The sequence below is a fragment of the Flavobacterium pectinovorum genome (assembly GCF_022802975.1).
Lineage (GTDB): Bacteria > Bacteroidota > Bacteroidia > Flavobacteriales > Flavobacteriaceae > Flavobacterium > Flavobacterium pectinovorum_B.
In genome coordinates, this window is record NZ_JAFEVZ010000002.1 from 497399 (window position 1) to 512621 (window position 15223).

A 15223-nucleotide genomic window follows, 5' to 3' on the forward strand; every position below is an offset into this window, starting at 1 on the left:
ATTTTGAATTAAATAATGCGTCTGTTTTATCCTGACGGTAATCAAAAACATGATTTTCAGTCAGTTTTTATTTGTTTGATAAAAATGTAAAATAGTAAACGAAAATTATATTTTGTAAATTGTTTCTTCCATTGAGTCAAAAACAAAGGTTCTTTCTGATAAGTTTTTTCGGTCAATATGCTCGGCCATTTTTCCGGCCAGCCAGATTTCGTTGCTTTTTAAGAGTAATTTTTGCTCCATTGTTTTTACATACTGATTAACAACACTGCGGTCGGGTTGTACAGTCATAAAAGTTACAAAAATGATGTTGTTGAAATGTTTGGTAAGATCTTCCAGATTTTCTATAGGCATACTTTTTCCTAAATAAATGGTTTTGTAACCTTTAAGTAAAATTTCATATTGAAGATACAGTAATCCTATTTGATGAATCTCATTCATTGGTAATGAGAGTACAAAAATTTTATCTGTTTTGACAGGTTTCAAAATTTGAAGCCCTTCGGTATAAATTAATATTTTTTGCTTAATCAAATGGCTCATGAATTGTTCATTTGCCGGACTAATGGTTTGTGATTGCCATAAAAGTCCTATTTCTTTCAATAGAGGAAGAAAATGTTCCTTAAATACCTGCTGAAATGATTTTTCAGTAATCAGCCAGTCAAAGGTGTTGAAAAAAAGTTCCTGATCGAAATTCATCATTGCCATCTTGAAAGAATTGATAGCGTAATTCTGTGAATTTTTCATGGAAATAATTTCACGAACCAATTGAGGAATTTTTTCTTCAGGAAAAGTGGCTATTTTAGATATTTTATAGCCGTATTCATGGAGTAATGTAATGTTTAGCAGCTTTTGCAGGTTGGCTATATTGTAAAGCCTTATATTGGTATCTGTACGCATGGGCTCAAGAATATTATATCTTTTTTCCCATATGCGAATAGTATGTGCTTTTATTCCGGATAAGTTTTCAAGATCTTTTATACTGAAGACCGTCTTAATATTGTTTATCATTTTTTGTAATTGGATAAACAAAATTAAAATAAAATCTGAGATTATATTTAAAACTTGATTAAAATGATAGGTATTAGAGGGTTATTGCTTCAATACTGTTTAATAAATCTAAATGCAAAATGGTTTTTGAGCCTTCTTTACTTCGGTTATACATGGTATGAAATTTGGCTCCATAAATAATTTCATTGAAAGTATATGAAGTCCTTGCAGCAACGGTATTACTGAACAGAGCATCAAAAGTGGTTATGAATACTAAAATTTCACCATGATTCTTTTTGAAATCTTTTTCGGTAAAATTATATAAAGGACTGTTTTAGAGGTTGAATAAGGTTTCTGTTTCGGTATAAAAAAAGCAATCTGTAAAAAGTAAATTCTACAGATCGCCCAGTATGATTCGTTATGAATGTTTTATTTGCAGAAAGTAGCCCTGTTTTTAATAGCGCTCTGACTTCCTAATTCTATTGCTTTAGTGAAATCTTTACAACAATTCTTTTTGTCACCTGATTTGTTATAGGCTAAAGCTCTCAGGTTGTAAGCCACATAGTCTTTTGGATTTAAAAGAATTGAGTAAGAACAGTCTTTTATAACATCGGCATAATTTAACAGTTTGTAGTTAACATTGGCTCTGCCGGTAAAAGCATCAGCATTCATATTGTCTAATTCGATGGTTTTGCTAAAATCGGCTAAAGCTCCCTGTAAATCGTTCAGCTTGAATTTTGCAACACCTCTGTTTTGATAAGCTTCTACAAATTTTGAATTCATGCTGATTGCTTTAGTATAATCTGCAATGGCGCCTTTTGTGTTTCCTGCTTCGGCCTTTTTCATTGCTTTGTCGAAATAAGCAGTTGCTGATTGCGACCATACTGAACAGGTCGCCATAAAAATTAATGTAAGGAATACGTGTTTCATAAAAACTAATTTGGGGTTTAAATTAATAGGAAACGAATATAGAAATATTTCTTTTCTAAGAGAAGTTGTTTTGTTTAAAAAATGGAAATAAAAAATTAAATTTTCTGTATTCGAAAGCCATTATTTAAAGTCTATTTCAAAATAATTAAGCAGAGATTTATAGTTGTCCTGAGCAGTAAGACAAGTATCTAAAAGATATTCCTGCACAAGATTCCATTCCTGTAAGCCCCTGTAATAGAATAATTTTAGTTTTTCATCAATTATAAAAGGAACAATGTTGTTGGCAAGACATTCTTTAAACATAATTAATCTTCCTACGCGGCCATTGCCATCCTGAAAGGGATGAATGATTTCAAATTGCTGATGAAAGGCAATAATATCTTCAAAGGTTTTCTTTTCTTTTTTATGATAGTTAAAAAGTAACTCTTTGATTTTTGCGGAAACTTTATTAGGAGGACAAGTTTCATTACCTCCGACTTCATTAGGCAGTTTTTTATAATTACCAACATTAAACCAATCTTTTCTGCTATCTGATGTGCCTGACTTTAATAAAAAGTGTAACTCTTTAATTAAACCCTCTGTAAGCTTGCTTTTTGCTTTATCAATAATCAAATCAATACAGCGAAAGTGATTGGAAGTTTCAATAATATCGTCTACGTTGACACTTTCCTTAGAACTTCCAATTGTGTTGGTTTCAAAAATAAAACGTGTTTGCTCCTGGGTAAGTTTACTCCCTTCAATGCGATTCGAATTATAAGTAAAATCAATTTGTGTCCGATGATAAATACCACCTTTTAGTTTCATCTCTTTTTGCTCTTTTAAGAGATTGAGCAATATGTTATTACTGAATTTTTTGTTTCCTTTTTCAGCTAATGTAGTATCTTCGGGAATGTTCCATGTTTTACCAGTCAGGAAAGCTCCATTTATTTTTCCTGTAGCGCAATGGTGACGCACAGTCCTTTCGGATAGTTTCCATTTTTGAGCGAATTCACTAACTGAAATATATCTCATAAATTTATTTAATCTGCCGTTATCGGCAAATATATAACAAAATCACGCTCTAAAATATTATTTTTTTGCCGATAAAGGCAAGGAAAAATCTTTAAAATCAAATTAAAAGTTCTTATACAGAACTATTGTGGAAAAAGTCTTCTATTTTTTACAAATTAAATCTGAAAATCGAATTGTTAAATTTTTAATGAGCCATTGAAAACGTTTTTGTTTGGTTTTAGTTGTTAAACCTTATTAAAATTTATTTTTTTGTTACAATTCTTTGCTTACTTTCGCAACCAATATGAGAAGAATAATTGTATTTCTGGTCTTCATGAATTTCCTTCTGTTTGGCGGAGGGCAATATCTTAGTGCCGGTACATATCAAAATTCTATTCATAATTACGGGCACAAACATCATGTGAAATATACCAGTCAGGAGCAGGGAACTTCTATAATAGAAGAAGCTGACCTTGATCTTGATGAGGAATTTCTGGGTGATAATGCTCTTAAAAATGATTTAAGCGGTAAAGTTTTCGCTGTAAATTATAGTCTGCTTGATAATTGGTATCTGACATTCTCTGATCAGATTACGGTTAATTATCACAGTCATTTCAAATTCTTTGTGCCATTTTGTGGCTATTCAAATCCTATTTATATTACGCAGCGCGTTTTAAGAATCTGATAAATCCTATACATCAGTTGCCTGAGTTATGATCTTTCATATCTCATAGATGTATATTTTTTTTACTTCTTACATGGGACAGTTCTGTTCTGACTATGGTTACTGGTGCTTTTACTTTTAAGGGAATCTATGTATTCCCGGCATTCAATCGCTTAATTTCCATACTTAAATCATGAAAAGAATTGTTCTCACAGGCTTAATTGCCCTGGTGTGCCTAACCAGTTGTACATCTAAAAAAGAAGAAAAAGAGGAAGCCGAAAAATTTACAGTAACCAATCCTGTAAAAATTGATACTTCGTTTACCAAAGAGTATGTTTCGCAGATCCGTTCTGTACGAAACATCGAAATCCGCGCCCAGGAAAAAGGGTTTTTACAAAATATTTATGTGGATGAAGGTCAGTTTGTAAAAGCCGGTCAGCTATTGTTCAGAATTATGCCGAACATGTATCAGGCAGAATTACTGAAAGCGCAGGCTGAACAAAAATCAGCAGAGATTGAAGTTTTGAATGCCAAAACGCTGGCAGATAAAAATATCGTTTCCAGAAACGAACTGAGTGTTGCTCAGGCAAAATTGCAATCGGCGAAAGCAGAAGTGGCACTGGCAAAACTGCATTTATCATTTACAGAAATCAGAGCGCCGTTTGACGGAACAATCGATAGAATTCCTTTAAAATTAGGAAGTCTTATTGATGAAGGCGAATTGATGACAAGTCTTTCAGACAACTCTCAGATGTTTGCTTATTTTAATGTTTCTGAACCGGAGTATCTTCAATATCAGACTAATGTAAAAGATCGTGCAGGGAATAATGTAAACTTACTTTTGGCTAATGGCGAATCTTTTAAATACAAAGGGAAAGTTGAACTTATTGAAAGTGAATTTGATAACGAAACCGGAAATATTGCTTTCAGAGCCAGATTTGCTAATAACGGAAAATTACTTAGAAACGGTGAAACCGGAAAAATTCAGATGCTGGTTCCATTGAAAAATGCTATTGTGATTCCGCAAAAAGCGACTTATGAAATTCAGGATAAAAAATACGTATTCATAGTAGGTAAAAACAATAAAGTAGCATCAAAAGAAATCACGATTACAGGTGAAATTCCGGATTTATATGTAATCAGCAGCGGACTTACCGAAAATGATAAAATTTTGCTCGAAGGGGTTCAGAAAGTAAAAGAAGATGATAAAATCAATTACGGTTATATCGCTCCGCAAAAGGTAATCAACAATTTACGATTAAAAGCGGAGTAGCTTTTTTGTTTCAAGTTTCAGGTTTCAAGTTTTATACGGAAACCTGACACGAGGCTTTTAGGTGAATTAGCGGAGCAAACCTGAAACTTGAAACCTGAAACAAATTTTAAACTTTCTCTTTAGTCCAATCATTAAAAAAAGAAACAGATGTTTAATAAATTTATACAAAGACCTGTACTGTCGATTGTAATATCGCTTGTCATTGTCTTTTTAGGGATATTGTCGGTAATAAGTTTACCGATTACCCAATTCCCTTCGATTTCTCCTCCGATGGTTAACATTACAGCAGATTATCCGGGATCGAATGGAGAGTTGATGATCAAATCGGTTATTATTCCGCTGGAAAGAGCCTTAAACGGTGTTCCGGGAATGAAATATATGACTTCAGATGCCGGGAACGATGGTGAAGCCAGTATTCAGGTAGTATTCAACTTGGGTACAGATCCGAATCAGGCTGCCGTTAATGTTCAGAATCGTGTGGCTTCGGTTACCAATAAACTTCCTCCACTGGTGGTTAGAGAAGGGGTAAAGATTACTCGTGAGGTTCCGAGTATGCTGATGTATGTGAATCTTTTCAGTACGGATAAAAATACCGACATGAAGTTTCTTTACAATTATGCAGATATCAATATATTGTCAGAACTGAAAAGGGTAAACGGTGTAGGATCCGGAGATATTTTAGGAACACGTGAATATGCCATGCGTATCTGGCTGAAACCGGACCGAATGCTGGCGTATAAAATTTCTGCCGAAGAGGTAATGGAGGCATTATCAAGTCAGAGTCTGGAAGCTTCGCCTGGTAAAACAGGAGAGAGTTCCGGTAAGCGTTCCCAGGCATTCGAATATGTTTTGAAATATTCGGGACGTTTTACAACCAAAGAGCAATACGGAAATATCGTAGTTCGTGCCAATCCTAATGGAGAACTTTTACGTTTAAAAGATATTGCCAATATTGAATTTGGAAGTTCTATGTATGATATTTATTCAAATCTGAACGGAAAACCATCTGCAGCAATCGTATTGAAACAATCTTTTGGAAGTAACGCCAATCAGGTGATTGAAGATGTAAAAGCCAAACTGGAAAAACTTAAAACGAAATTCCCAAAAGGAATGGATTACGAAATCTCGTATGACGTTTCTAAATTTCTTGATGCTTCTATCGAAAAAGTAATTCACACTTTGGTTGAAGCCTTTATTCTGGTAGGCTTGGTCGTGTTCCTTTTCTTAGGAGACTGGCGTTCTACAGTCATTCCGGCCATTGCGGTACCGGTTTCGTTGGTGGGGACCTTTGTATTTATGACTTTCTTCGATATTTCACTTAACTTAATTACATTATTCGCATTGGTATTAGCAATTGGAGTCGTCGTCGATGATGCGATTGTAGTGATCGAAGCCGTCCACGCCAAGATGGAAGAAGAACATCTGTCGCCATTTAAAGCAACAAAGAAAGCGATGCATGAAATTGCGGGGGCCATTATTGCAATCACTTTTTTAATGGCGGCAGTATTTATTCCGGTTGCGTTTATGTCTGGTCCTGTTGGAGTTTTCTACCGACAGTTCTCGATTACGATGGCAACTGCAATTATACTTTCGGGTATCGTGGCCCTGACTTTAACTCCGGCGCTTTGTGCGATGATGCTGAAAAACAATCACGGTAAACCGAAGAAGAAAACACCGGTGAACAGATTCATCGATGGTTTTAATAATAAGTTTAATCTGGCTCAGGGTAAATACCAAAATGTACTGGCAAAAATTGTAAACAGAAGAGTCGTTACGGTTGTGGCACTTTTAGGTTTTTGTGCCGGAACATGGTTAATCAGCAGCACGGTTCCTTCCGGATTTATCCCGAATGAGGATCAGGGAATGTTTTATGCTATTATTCAGACTCCACCAGGTTCCTCTTTGGAAAGAACAAATAATATTGCAGAGCAGTTACAAAAAATAGCAGAAGGAATAGAAGGCGTAAAATCGGTTTCGTCACTGGCAGGTTACGAAATTTTGACAGAAGGTACGGGAGCAAACGCAGGAACCTGTCTGATCAACCTGAAAGACTGGAACGACAGAAAGCAATCTGTTCAGGAAATTATGATTGAACTCGAAGAAAAGTCGAAAGACATTCCGGGAGCCAATATCGAATTTTTCCAGCCACCGGCAGTTCCGGGATATGGAGCAGCTGGAGGTTTTGAGCTTCGTTTACTGGATAAAACCGGTACAAGTGATTTCAAAAAACTGGAAGAAGTGAATAAAGAGTTTGTTGAGGAACTGAACAAACGTCCTGAATTAACAAACGTATTCAGTTTCTTTAGTGCGAGCTTTCCTCAGTACATGATGAAAGTCGATAATGATCTGGCACAGCAAAAAGGAGTTTCGATCGAAAATGCGATGAATACTTTATCAACACTTGTGGGAAGTAACTACGAAATCAGTTTCATTAAATACGGAATCAACTATAAGGTAATCGTTCAGGCTGCACCTGAATATCGTGCTCAGCCGGATGATATTCTGAAATTGTATGTAAAAAATGACCGTGACGAAATGGTACCTTTTTCTGCCTTTATGAAACTGGAAAAAGTGTACGGTCTTTCAGAAATTACAAGACACAATATGTACACTTCAACTGAAATCAGTGGTGGTCCTGCGATGGGATACAGTTCAGGAACTGCAATTAAGGTGATTCAGGAAGTGGCTGCGAAAAAACTGCCAAGAGGTTATGATATTGACTGGGCAGGAATTTCTGCCGATGAGGTAGCGCAGGGCAATCAGGCTATCTGGGTATTCTTAATTTGTTTAGGATTCGTTTATTTGGTTTTAGCAGCGCAATACGAAAGTTTCATTTTACCATTATCTGTAATTCTTTCACTGCCGGCGGGTATTTTTGGCGCTTTCCTTCTGTTGAAATTAACCGGATTAGAAAACAACATTTATGCTCAGGTTGCCATGGTAATGCTTATTGGTCTATTAGGTAAAAATGCTGTACTGATTGTAGAGTTTGCTATTCAAAGGCATGCTGCAGGAAAATCAGTTTTGGAAGCCGCTATGGAAGGTTCTAAAGCAAGGTTCCGTCCTATTTTGATGACTTCGTTTGCTTTTATCGCTGGATTATTACCGCTTGCTTTTGCCACCGGTCCGGGTAAAATTGGAAACAGAACCATTGGTACGGCAGCGGCAGGAGGGATGCTTATCGGAACTATTTGCGGAGTATTTGTGATCCCTGGACTGTATTACATTTTTGGTAGAATTGCCGAAAAATATAAGCTAGTGAAACATGAAGAAGAAAATCCATTAACTGAAGAAATTGACAATAATCATGTATAAATTCAAAGCATATCAATATAGTATTGCGTTAAGTCTTTGTCTTGCTGCAGTGGGGTGTAAAGCCCCTGTAGCCGAGACTTCAACTGCAAGTGCACCCGTTCCGGAATCTTTTGCAACAGGGAAAACCCTCGACACAGTCAATACGGCTTCCATGAAATGGAGAACATTTTTTAAGGATCAAAATCTGATTGACTTAATTGATGCAGCCTTAAAAAACAATCAGGAATTGAACATTACGCTGCAGGAAATAGAAATTGCAAAAAATGATATCCGTGTTAAAAAAGGCCTTTTACTACCGTCTGTTGGTGTACGTGCCGGAGCAGGAGTAGAAAAAGTAGGACGCTACACCAGTCAGGGTGCGGGTGATGCTACTACAGAAATAAAACCGGGTATAGAAACTCCGGATCCGCTGGGTGATTTTACTATTGCTGCTTACGCCAACTGGGAAGTGGATATCTGGAAAAAACTGCGCAATTCTAAAAAAGCGGCAGTAAACCGTTATCTGGCAACTGTAGAAGGCAAAAACTTCGTGATTACCAACCTAATTGCTGAGGTAGCCGATTCCTATTACGAATTATTGGCTTTAGACAGTCAGCTGGATATTGTAAAACAAACCATAGAATTGCAGACCAATGCTTTAGAAATCGTAAAGATTCAGAAACAGGCAGCCAGAGCTACAGAACTTGGTGTTCAGAAATTTCAGGCTGAGGTTTTGACTTCAAAAAGTTTAGAGTTTGATATTCTTCAGAAAATTAAGGAGAACGAGAATAAAATCAATTTCTTATTGGGAAGATATCCGCAGGAAGTAAAGAGAACCAACAGTAACTTTTTGACCTTATTGCCTGCAGAAGTAAACTCCGGAATTCCGTCTCAGTTACTGATGAACCGCCCGGATGTTAAGCAAGCCGAATTAGAACTGGTGGCAGCCAAATTAGATGTAAAAGTAGCCCGTGCCGAATTCTATCCTTCGCTTGATATTTCGGCAGCTTTTGGTGTGCAGGCCTTTAAACCGTCTTATTTATTTACGTTTCCCGAATCTATTTTGTACTCGCTCGCAGGAGACCTAGCAGCACCACTGATTAACAGAAACGCTATCAAAGCCGAGTTTTCAAGTGCCAATGCCAGACAGCTTCAGGCTTTGTACAATTACGACCGTACGATTTTGAATGCGTATCTGGAAGTTTCGAATCAGCTTTCTAAAATCGATAATTTACAGAAAAGCTACGATTTGAAATCACAGCAGGTGGACGCTTTAAATAAATCGATCGAAGTTTCAAATGACTTGTTTAAATCAGCAAGGGTAGATTATTTCGAAGTTTTGATGACACAGCGTGATGCTTTAGAATCAAAACTGGAATTGATAGATACCAAAAAAGAACAGCTCAACGCAGCGGTTTATGTCTACAAAGATTTAGGCGGCGGCTGGAAATAATTATTGTTAGGTTATTGATTGTAGATGAGAACCTCCTGGAAAGTAAAAATTTTCGGGAGGTTTTTTTTGTGGATGATTTGGTGATTGAAAGGATTTTGTAATAATAAGATTATTATATTAGCTGAAATTAATTCTAGTATGATTTATTATACAAAGCTCTCTAAAATGGGTATTGTAGGACGTTTTGTAAATAATTAAATTTTAAGTATGATTAAAAAAGTAAATATATTGTTTTCAGTAATATTAATAGGTTTCTATTCTTGTGGTAAAAAAGAAATAACTACAGCTACTAAAGAACCGACTTATGAATACGACACAAATTCAGAACAATATTCATATGAAGCTGATACTTTAACACAATACAAAAATCAACAAAGATTGGAAGAAGAACCAACACCAGATGAGCTTTTTGAAGTATATTATTACATCTATTCAAAAGGGAATGTTATTAAAGCAGAAACAAACGTGCTTTTTGTTAGTGGAAAAAACGATGAATTACAAATAATTATCGATATGCCTGATGGAAAAACTTATGAATACAATTTAACTGATAAAGTAAGTTTAGGTGTTTTAAAAGGAATGGATTCTTATGTATATACATCAGATAATAATGAAAAAATTAATATTTTTTTTAAAGACGGTCATAAAATGATGGGAATGAAATCAGGTAAGGAAGACTTTGTTTTTATGAATACTATAAACAATAATAAAATATAATTCTAAGCAATAAATCTGGTGCTCGTTTGCAACGAGTACCTACATAAATTAAAAGAATGATGGTAGTGTTTGCAACGCGGCTAACTAAGACAAAAGTCATAACAAACGAAAATGTATCTGAAACAATAAACAATGTCAGAAAAGTACAAAGTAATAGACAGTACAGTTCCTACTCAATCTGGTGCTCGTTTGTAACGAGTACCTACATAAATTAAAAGGATGATGGTAGCGTTTGCAACGCGGTTAACTAATACAAACAGTCATAACAAACGAAATATCGATCTCTGGTGCTCGTTTACAACGAGTATCTACATAAATTAAAAGAATGGTGGTAGCGTTTGCGACGCGGCTAACTAAGACAAAAGTAATAACAAACGAAAAAATGTATCTGAAACAATAAACAATGTCAGAAAAGTACAAAGTAATAGACAGTACAGTTCCCACTTTTATAACGATAACAGTAGTAGACTGGGTAGATCTATTTATAAGACCTGTTTATTGTGATATTTTAGACGAATCATTAAATTATTGTATCAAAGAAAAGGGGTTAAGTGTTCACGCTTATGTGTATATGAGTAGTCATATTCATTTAATTGTCACTGCACCCGATGGAGAATTGCCAAATATTGTTCGTGATTTTAAAAAGTTTACCTCAAAAAAAATAGTCGAAGCTATAAAAGAGCATCCGGAAAGCAGGCGTGAATGGCTTTTGCGGAAATTTAGCTTTGAAGCAATAACAACCGGAAGAGCAAAAAACTATAAACTTTGGCAAGATGGTTTTCATCCGGTTATACTTGATACATTAGAAAAAATTGAACAAAGAGTAAAATACATACATTATAATCCAGTAGAGGCTCAGGTAGTTTTTCACGAACGTGATTATGTAAATAGTAGTTACAGAAATTATGAAGACGATAATGCTGTTTTTTGTAATGTTTCAATTGAACCCTTGTGGTAAATGACCCGCGTTGCAAACGCTTCTGTTAGTGTTTGAAGTAATTAGGTACTCGTTGCAAACGAGCACCAGAGGATCGGCGGCTGGAAATAATTATTGTTAGGTTATTGATTGTAGATGAGAACCTCCTGGAAAGTAAAAATTTTCGGGAGGTTTTTTTGTTTTATTTAAATACGGTCTTTTGCGGTTCTAAGCTGCGTTGATGTGGTTATGAATCTTAACGATGAGGTTCAAGGGAACATCGTTAGAGGAAAAGAGGTGTAAATTGGGGTTTCGAACCACAAATTTGAGGGTGTTTAGGGTATAATTATGGGTTCGGAACGTGTTCGGTGGTATTTGGAGCCACATACGTGGGGTAAATATCCTTAATTGATAATTAAATAACCTCAACTGGCTTTGGTAAGATTTTTTTTATAAAAAAAACCTCGAAATCAATTTCGAGGTTTTTGTGTTTTTATATTTTGTATCAACTAACGTTTTGCCGTTACTGTAGTAACTTTGGTTGTGTTGTGATCTTTATCAAGGTGTATTTTAAGTCTCCCGGCAGTAGTATAATCATATTCATTTACAGTTATTTTTTTTACCCCTGTAGGATCTGTAGGATCTGGTACTAACACTGTTCTTAAAAATGCAGGAATACCTTTATCCTCACTATTTAATGCTTCATTTATATAAGGCGTTGATGGATCATCTAAAACGGTAAATGCTTCGAAAGGGTAGTAACTACTAGGTCCAAAATTACCTCCAACCTCTCCGGCTGGCTTTGTAATTTCTAAACGAGTTGCATAGCCGTCACCGTCATCATCTATATCGATAAAGTCCGGAATACCATCTTTGTCTGTGTCATCTGGATTTACTGGTGGATTAGGATATAAAGTTGTACTACGATAATCATATATATAGCCATCACTATTTAGATCCTCATTAATATCTAATATCTGATCTCCATCATGATCTAATCTTTGGACATCATATAATTTAAAACTAAAAATTAAAGGTCTGTATGCTGGTATAGAATTGTATCCTGTATAATACCCTAATCCTGAAGGGATGAACATTACTCCTGCACCAAAATTCTCATGTTTTATAGTTCCATCTGTTTGTGCCGTACTGGTTCCAGTCTTAAATTGTGGAAAAATTTCAGCCCAGCCTACCACTGCGCGATATAAATCTACTAAGTTTTTATCGGCTTGAGGAAATTTAATTTCCTCAAATAAAGTTGTTGTTAAGTGAGCCGGTACTACAGGTTCAGTAGTAGTAGCTTCAACGCGTGTTAAATATTCTCCTTTGTAAGCAGCTAAAACACCATCCGTATTCATAGGCGAAGTTCCGGTGCCTTCTCTTAATACCAAATAATACATTTTGTAATCAACACCATATAAATTAACATTTCTTGTTAAAAGCTTAGGGAAAGTAGGGCTGTTAAGATACGACATGATAGAAGGCTGGTTTGCCGGATCTGTAATCTTAGTAATAGTAACATCCTGATCTTCCTGATTGCCGGGACTATTAATTACTGTAATAGAATATGTTTTTAAATAATCTTCAATATTATCATTGTCAGTTTTGTACTGTGTTCCATAATCTCTAAGCGGCTCTACTGTTATATCATCATTATCATCATTTTTATTACAGGAAACCAAAGCGGTAGAAGCTATCAGTAAAATAAAAAAATATTTAAATTTATTCATTATTGTTAATTTTTTAGGTGCGCAAGATACAATATTGATTTATTTTTGTAAAGAATTTAACTCCGATTTTAGAAAAATTATGCGAATAGATAAATACCTCTGGTGTGTTCGATATTATAAGACCAGAAATATGGTTACCGAAGCCTGTAAAAAGAACCATGTCACCGTAAATGGTCAGGTTGCAAAACCTTCTAAAGAAGTTTTTCCTACAGACAGAATTACATTTAGAAAAGATCAGATTACACAGATTATAACAGTTCTGGATATTCCCGAGAGCCGTGTTGGGGCAAAATTGGTTGATATTTACAGAAAGAATGAAACCCCTCCGGAAGCTTACGCTCATTTAGAACTGTTAAAACTGTCCAAAGAACACTATCGCAAAAGCGGAACCGGAAGGCCAACAAAAAAAGACAGAAGGGATATTGATGAGTACGGGAATGAAATTTTTGACGAGGAAGATGAAAGTTAAAATCCAATATAAAAAATCCAAAATCCAAATTCAAAAAAAACTAAAACCTCAACAAACCTGAGTTCTGTAATTGGAATTTGGGATTTAAAAAACTTGGAATTTCCTTTTATAAATTGGAATTTAAAATTTGTACTTTAGCAAAAAAATAAATCATGAGTCATAATATCATCTTAACCAATCAGGAAATTGAACATAAAATAAAACGTATCGCCTATCAAATTTATGAGACTTTTGTTGACGAAGATGAAGTTGTAATTGCCGGAATAGCGACCAACGGATCTGTTTTTGCCGAAAAAATTGCTTTAGCTTTAAGCAGCATATCGACACTTAAGATTTCTTTGTGCGAAGTTATTGTAGACAAACAAAATCCTCAATTACCTATACAGACTTCTTTGGCTGTATCAGAATATGAAAACAAAGGTTTGGTATTGGTTGATGATGTTTTAAATTCAGGAACTACATTAATCTATGCCGTTCGTCATTTCCTGGATGTTCCTTTAAAGAAATTCAAAACGGCAGTGCTGGTTGACAGAAATCACAAAAAATACCCTGTAAAAGCGGATTTTAAAGGAATTTCGCTATCTACATCCTTGTTAGAACATGTTAAGGTTGTTTTTGACGAAAATGGAGGCAATTATGCTTCTTTAAGCTAATATTTCAAGAATATCCTGAACTGTTTCCTCTACAGTTTTATCATCGACAGAAACTTTATGCTGCGCATGGTTGTAATAAAAGCTTCTGTCGAATAAATGTTTCGCAATAAACTCTCTCATTTCTTCCTCATTCATATTGGCAATTAAAGGGCGCTTACTTTTATTATGCACCAGTCTGTCATATAAAGTGTCTATAGAAGCCTTTAAATAAACCGAGGTAACATCATCTCTTTTTAATAATTCATGATTATTGGCATAACAGGGTGTTCCGCCACCTAAACCAATTATACTATTTTCTGAAGATTGAAGTAATTCTACAAACATTTCATGCTCTAATTTTCGAAAAAAGACTTCACCATGTTGTTCAAAAATTTCATTTATGGATAAATTTGCTCTTTTTTCGATGCATTTGTCTAAATCAAGAAACGGAATATTGGTAGTTTTTGATAAATTTTGGGCAATTGTTGACTTTCCGCAACCCATGTAACCTAATAAGATGATTTTTTTCATTGTAATAAAACCTTATAAACGAAGGTGTTGTAAATTTTGATTAAAAAAAGACAAATTTATAATAAAAATGCTTGCAAATAATAAAATAAACTCCTTATATTTGCACCCGCATTCAAGAGACATAATGACTCGATAGCTCAGTCGGTAGAGCACATCACTTTTAATGATGGGGTCCTGGGTTCGAGCCCCAGTCGGGTCACAAATTTTGTGATTAACAAATTAAGTCTCTTGAAAGCAATGACTCGATAGCTCAGTCGGTAGAGCACATCACTTTTAATGATGGGGTCCTGGGTTCGAGCCCCAGTCGGGTCACAAAAGGTCGAGTATTAATTTACTTGACCTTTTTTTATTTAAGGCCATGTGGAGAAACGGTAGACTCGCCATCTTGAGGGGGTGGTGTTCGCAAGGGCGTGAGGGTTCAAATCCCTCCATGGTCACTTCAAAAAACAAAAAGCCTGAGAATCCTTATATTCTCGGGCTTTTTTTATGGTTTGAAAATTGTGTCTTTATTTTGGATCAATGCAAAAACCTGTGGATTGATAAAATTTAGGCATAAATATTAGTTAACCTAAAAAGGAAAAACTCTACATTCCTTACGCCTCTGAACTGGGCTCTAAAAGCTTTTATTTTTGCATTGAAA

13 protein-coding genes, 3 tRNA genes and 1 pseudogene are annotated in these 15223 nt (G+C 35.3%); 11 read left to right on the forward strand and 6 right to left on the reverse strand.

Annotation, left to right across the window (positions count from 1 at the left end):
* Positions 1–105 precede the first annotated feature (105 nt).
* From FLV_RS04890 to FLV_RS04905, 4 genes and pseudogenes are all read right to left on the reverse strand, one after another.
* Complete coding sequence (locus FLV_RS04890) at positions 106–1005, reverse strand: MerR family transcriptional regulator (RefSeq protein WP_243231345.1); 900 nt, start codon at positions 1003–1005, stop codon at positions 106–108.
* A 73-nt stretch (positions 1006–1078) separates the two neighbouring features.
* A pseudogene (locus FLV_RS04895) lies at positions 1079–1306 on the reverse strand (Inward rectifier potassium channel Irk); the annotation flags it as partial.
* 107 nt (positions 1307–1413) lie between these two features.
* Entirely contained in the window at positions 1414–1914 is a 501-nt protein-coding gene (locus FLV_RS04900; RefSeq protein WP_243231346.1) for a tetratricopeptide repeat protein, read from the reverse strand.
* Positions 1915–2034: 120 nt separating this feature from the next.
* Positions 2035–2925 (reverse strand): Fic family protein, encoded by an 891-nt coding sequence (locus tag FLV_RS04905; RefSeq protein ID WP_243231353.1) that lies wholly within the window; start codon positions 2923–2925, stop codon positions 2035–2037.
* A gap of 283 nt (positions 2926–3208) precedes the next feature.
* On the opposite strand from FLV_RS04905, the gene FLV_RS04910 reads away from it, so the two are divergent.
* From FLV_RS04910 to FLV_RS04935, 6 genes are all read left to right on the forward strand, one after another.
* A complete protein-coding gene (locus FLV_RS04910; protein ID WP_243231354.1) occupies positions 3209–3589 on the forward strand; it encodes a hypothetical protein in 381 nt (126 codons plus the stop codon).
* Between the two features lie 172 nt (positions 3590–3761).
* Positions 3762–4841 (forward strand): efflux RND transporter periplasmic adaptor subunit, encoded by a 1080-nt coding sequence (locus FLV_RS04915; protein WP_243231355.1) that lies wholly within the window; start codon positions 3762–3764, stop codon positions 4839–4841.
* 147 nt (positions 4842–4988) lie between these two features.
* Positions 4989–8156, forward strand: coding sequence for an efflux RND transporter permease subunit (locus FLV_RS04920; RefSeq protein WP_243231358.1), 3168 nt, complete (start codon positions 4989–4991; stop codon positions 8154–8156).
* On the forward strand, positions 8149–9588 hold the full coding sequence (locus tag FLV_RS04925; protein WP_243231359.1) for a TolC family protein: 1440 nt from the start codon (positions 8149–8151) through the stop codon (positions 9586–9588). The genes FLV_RS04920 and FLV_RS04925 overlap by 8 nt, the downstream gene beginning before the upstream one ends.
* Positions 9589–9795: 207 nt before the next feature.
* Positions 9796–10305, forward strand: coding sequence for a hypothetical protein (locus FLV_RS04930; RefSeq protein ID WP_243231361.1), 510 nt, complete (start codon positions 9796–9798; stop codon positions 10303–10305).
* A 403-nt stretch (positions 10306–10708) separates the two neighbouring features.
* Positions 10709–11263: an REP-associated tyrosine transposase gene (locus FLV_RS04935; protein WP_243231368.1), complete on the forward strand. Its 555-nt coding sequence runs from the start codon at positions 10709–10711 to the stop codon at positions 11261–11263.
* A 467-nt stretch (positions 11264–11730) separates the two neighbouring features.
* Here the strand turns inward: FLV_RS04935 and FLV_RS04940 are convergent, their stop codons facing one another.
* Positions 11731–12951 carry an FKBP-type peptidyl-prolyl cis-trans isomerase gene (locus FLV_RS04940; protein WP_243231371.1) on the reverse strand — a complete coding sequence of 407 codons (1221 nt, stop codon included), beginning with the start codon at positions 12949–12951 and terminating at the stop codon, positions 11731–11733.
* A 79-nt stretch (positions 12952–13030) separates the two neighbouring features.
* On the opposite strand from FLV_RS04940, the gene FLV_RS04945 reads away from it, so the two are divergent.
* Together FLV_RS04945 and FLV_RS04950 are read left to right on the forward strand one after the other, a co-directional pair.
* Complete coding sequence (locus tag FLV_RS04945) at positions 13031–13420, forward strand: RNA-binding S4 domain-containing protein (protein WP_243231373.1); 390 nt, start codon at positions 13031–13033, stop codon at positions 13418–13420.
* 152 nt (positions 13421–13572) lie between these two features.
* Positions 13573–14073 carry a phosphoribosyltransferase family protein gene (locus FLV_RS04950; RefSeq protein WP_243231375.1) on the forward strand — a complete coding sequence of 167 codons (501 nt, stop codon included), beginning with the start codon at positions 13573–13575 and terminating at the stop codon, positions 14071–14073.
* On the opposite strand, the gene FLV_RS04955 is transcribed toward FLV_RS04950, so the two are convergent.
* Positions 14065–14583, reverse strand: coding sequence for a shikimate kinase (locus FLV_RS04955; protein ID WP_243231378.1), 519 nt, complete (start codon positions 14581–14583; stop codon positions 14065–14067). The two genes, FLV_RS04950 and FLV_RS04955, sit on opposite strands and share 9 nt — an antisense overlap.
* Positions 14584–14709: 126 nt before the next feature.
* Between FLV_RS04955 and FLV_RS04960 the strand changes: the two genes are divergently transcribed.
* The 3 genes from FLV_RS04960 (at position 14710) to FLV_RS04970 (ending at position 15020) form a co-directional block, all read left to right on the forward strand.
* Positions 14710–14782, forward strand: a tRNA-Lys gene (locus FLV_RS04960).
* Between the two features lie 40 nt (positions 14783–14822).
* Positions 14823–14895: transfer RNA gene (locus FLV_RS04965), tRNA-Lys, on the forward strand.
* Positions 14896–14937: 42 nt separating this feature from the next.
* Positions 14938–15020: transfer RNA gene (locus FLV_RS04970), tRNA-Leu, on the forward strand.
* Positions 15021–15223: the final 203 nt, after the last annotated feature.

Excerpts from the sequence above, each read along its gene's own strand:
- FLV_RS04890 (WP_243231345.1), bottom strand. The coding sequence starts at position 1,005 with ATGATAAACAATATTAAGACGGTCTTCAGTATAAAAGATCTTGAAAAC.
- FLV_RS04900 (WP_243231346.1), bottom strand. The coding sequence starts at position 1,914 with ATGAAACACGTATTCCTTACATTAATTTTTATGGCGACCTGTTCAGTA.
- FLV_RS04905 (WP_243231353.1), bottom strand. The coding sequence starts at position 2,925 with ATGAGATATATTTCAGTTAGTGAATTCGCTCAAAAATGGAAACTATCC.
- FLV_RS04910 (WP_243231354.1), top strand. The coding sequence starts at position 3,209 with ATGAGAAGAATAATTGTATTTCTGGTCTTCATGAATTTCCTTCTGTTT.
- FLV_RS04915 (WP_243231355.1), top strand. The coding sequence starts at position 3,762 with ATGAAAAGAATTGTTCTCACAGGCTTAATTGCCCTGGTGTGCCTAACC.
- FLV_RS04920 (WP_243231358.1), top strand. The coding sequence starts at position 4,989 with ATGTTTAATAAATTTATACAAAGACCTGTACTGTCGATTGTAATATCG.
- FLV_RS04925 (WP_243231359.1), top strand. The coding sequence starts at position 8,149 with ATGTATAAATTCAAAGCATATCAATATAGTATTGCGTTAAGTCTTTGT.
- FLV_RS04930 (WP_243231361.1), top strand. The coding sequence starts at position 9,796 with ATGATTAAAAAAGTAAATATATTGTTTTCAGTAATATTAATAGGTTTC.
- FLV_RS04935 (WP_243231368.1), top strand. The coding sequence starts at position 10,709 with ATGTCAGAAAAGTACAAAGTAATAGACAGTACAGTTCCCACTTTTATA.
- FLV_RS04940 (WP_243231371.1), bottom strand. The coding sequence starts at position 12,951 with ATGAATAAATTTAAATATTTTTTTATTTTACTGATAGCTTCTACCGCT.
- FLV_RS04945 (WP_243231373.1), top strand. The coding sequence starts at position 13,031 with ATGCGAATAGATAAATACCTCTGGTGTGTTCGATATTATAAGACCAGA.
- FLV_RS04950 (WP_243231375.1), top strand. The coding sequence starts at position 13,573 with ATGAGTCATAATATCATCTTAACCAATCAGGAAATTGAACATAAAATA.
- FLV_RS04955 (WP_243231378.1), bottom strand. The coding sequence starts at position 14,583 with ATGAAAAAAATCATCTTATTAGGTTACATGGGTTGCGGAAAGTCAACA.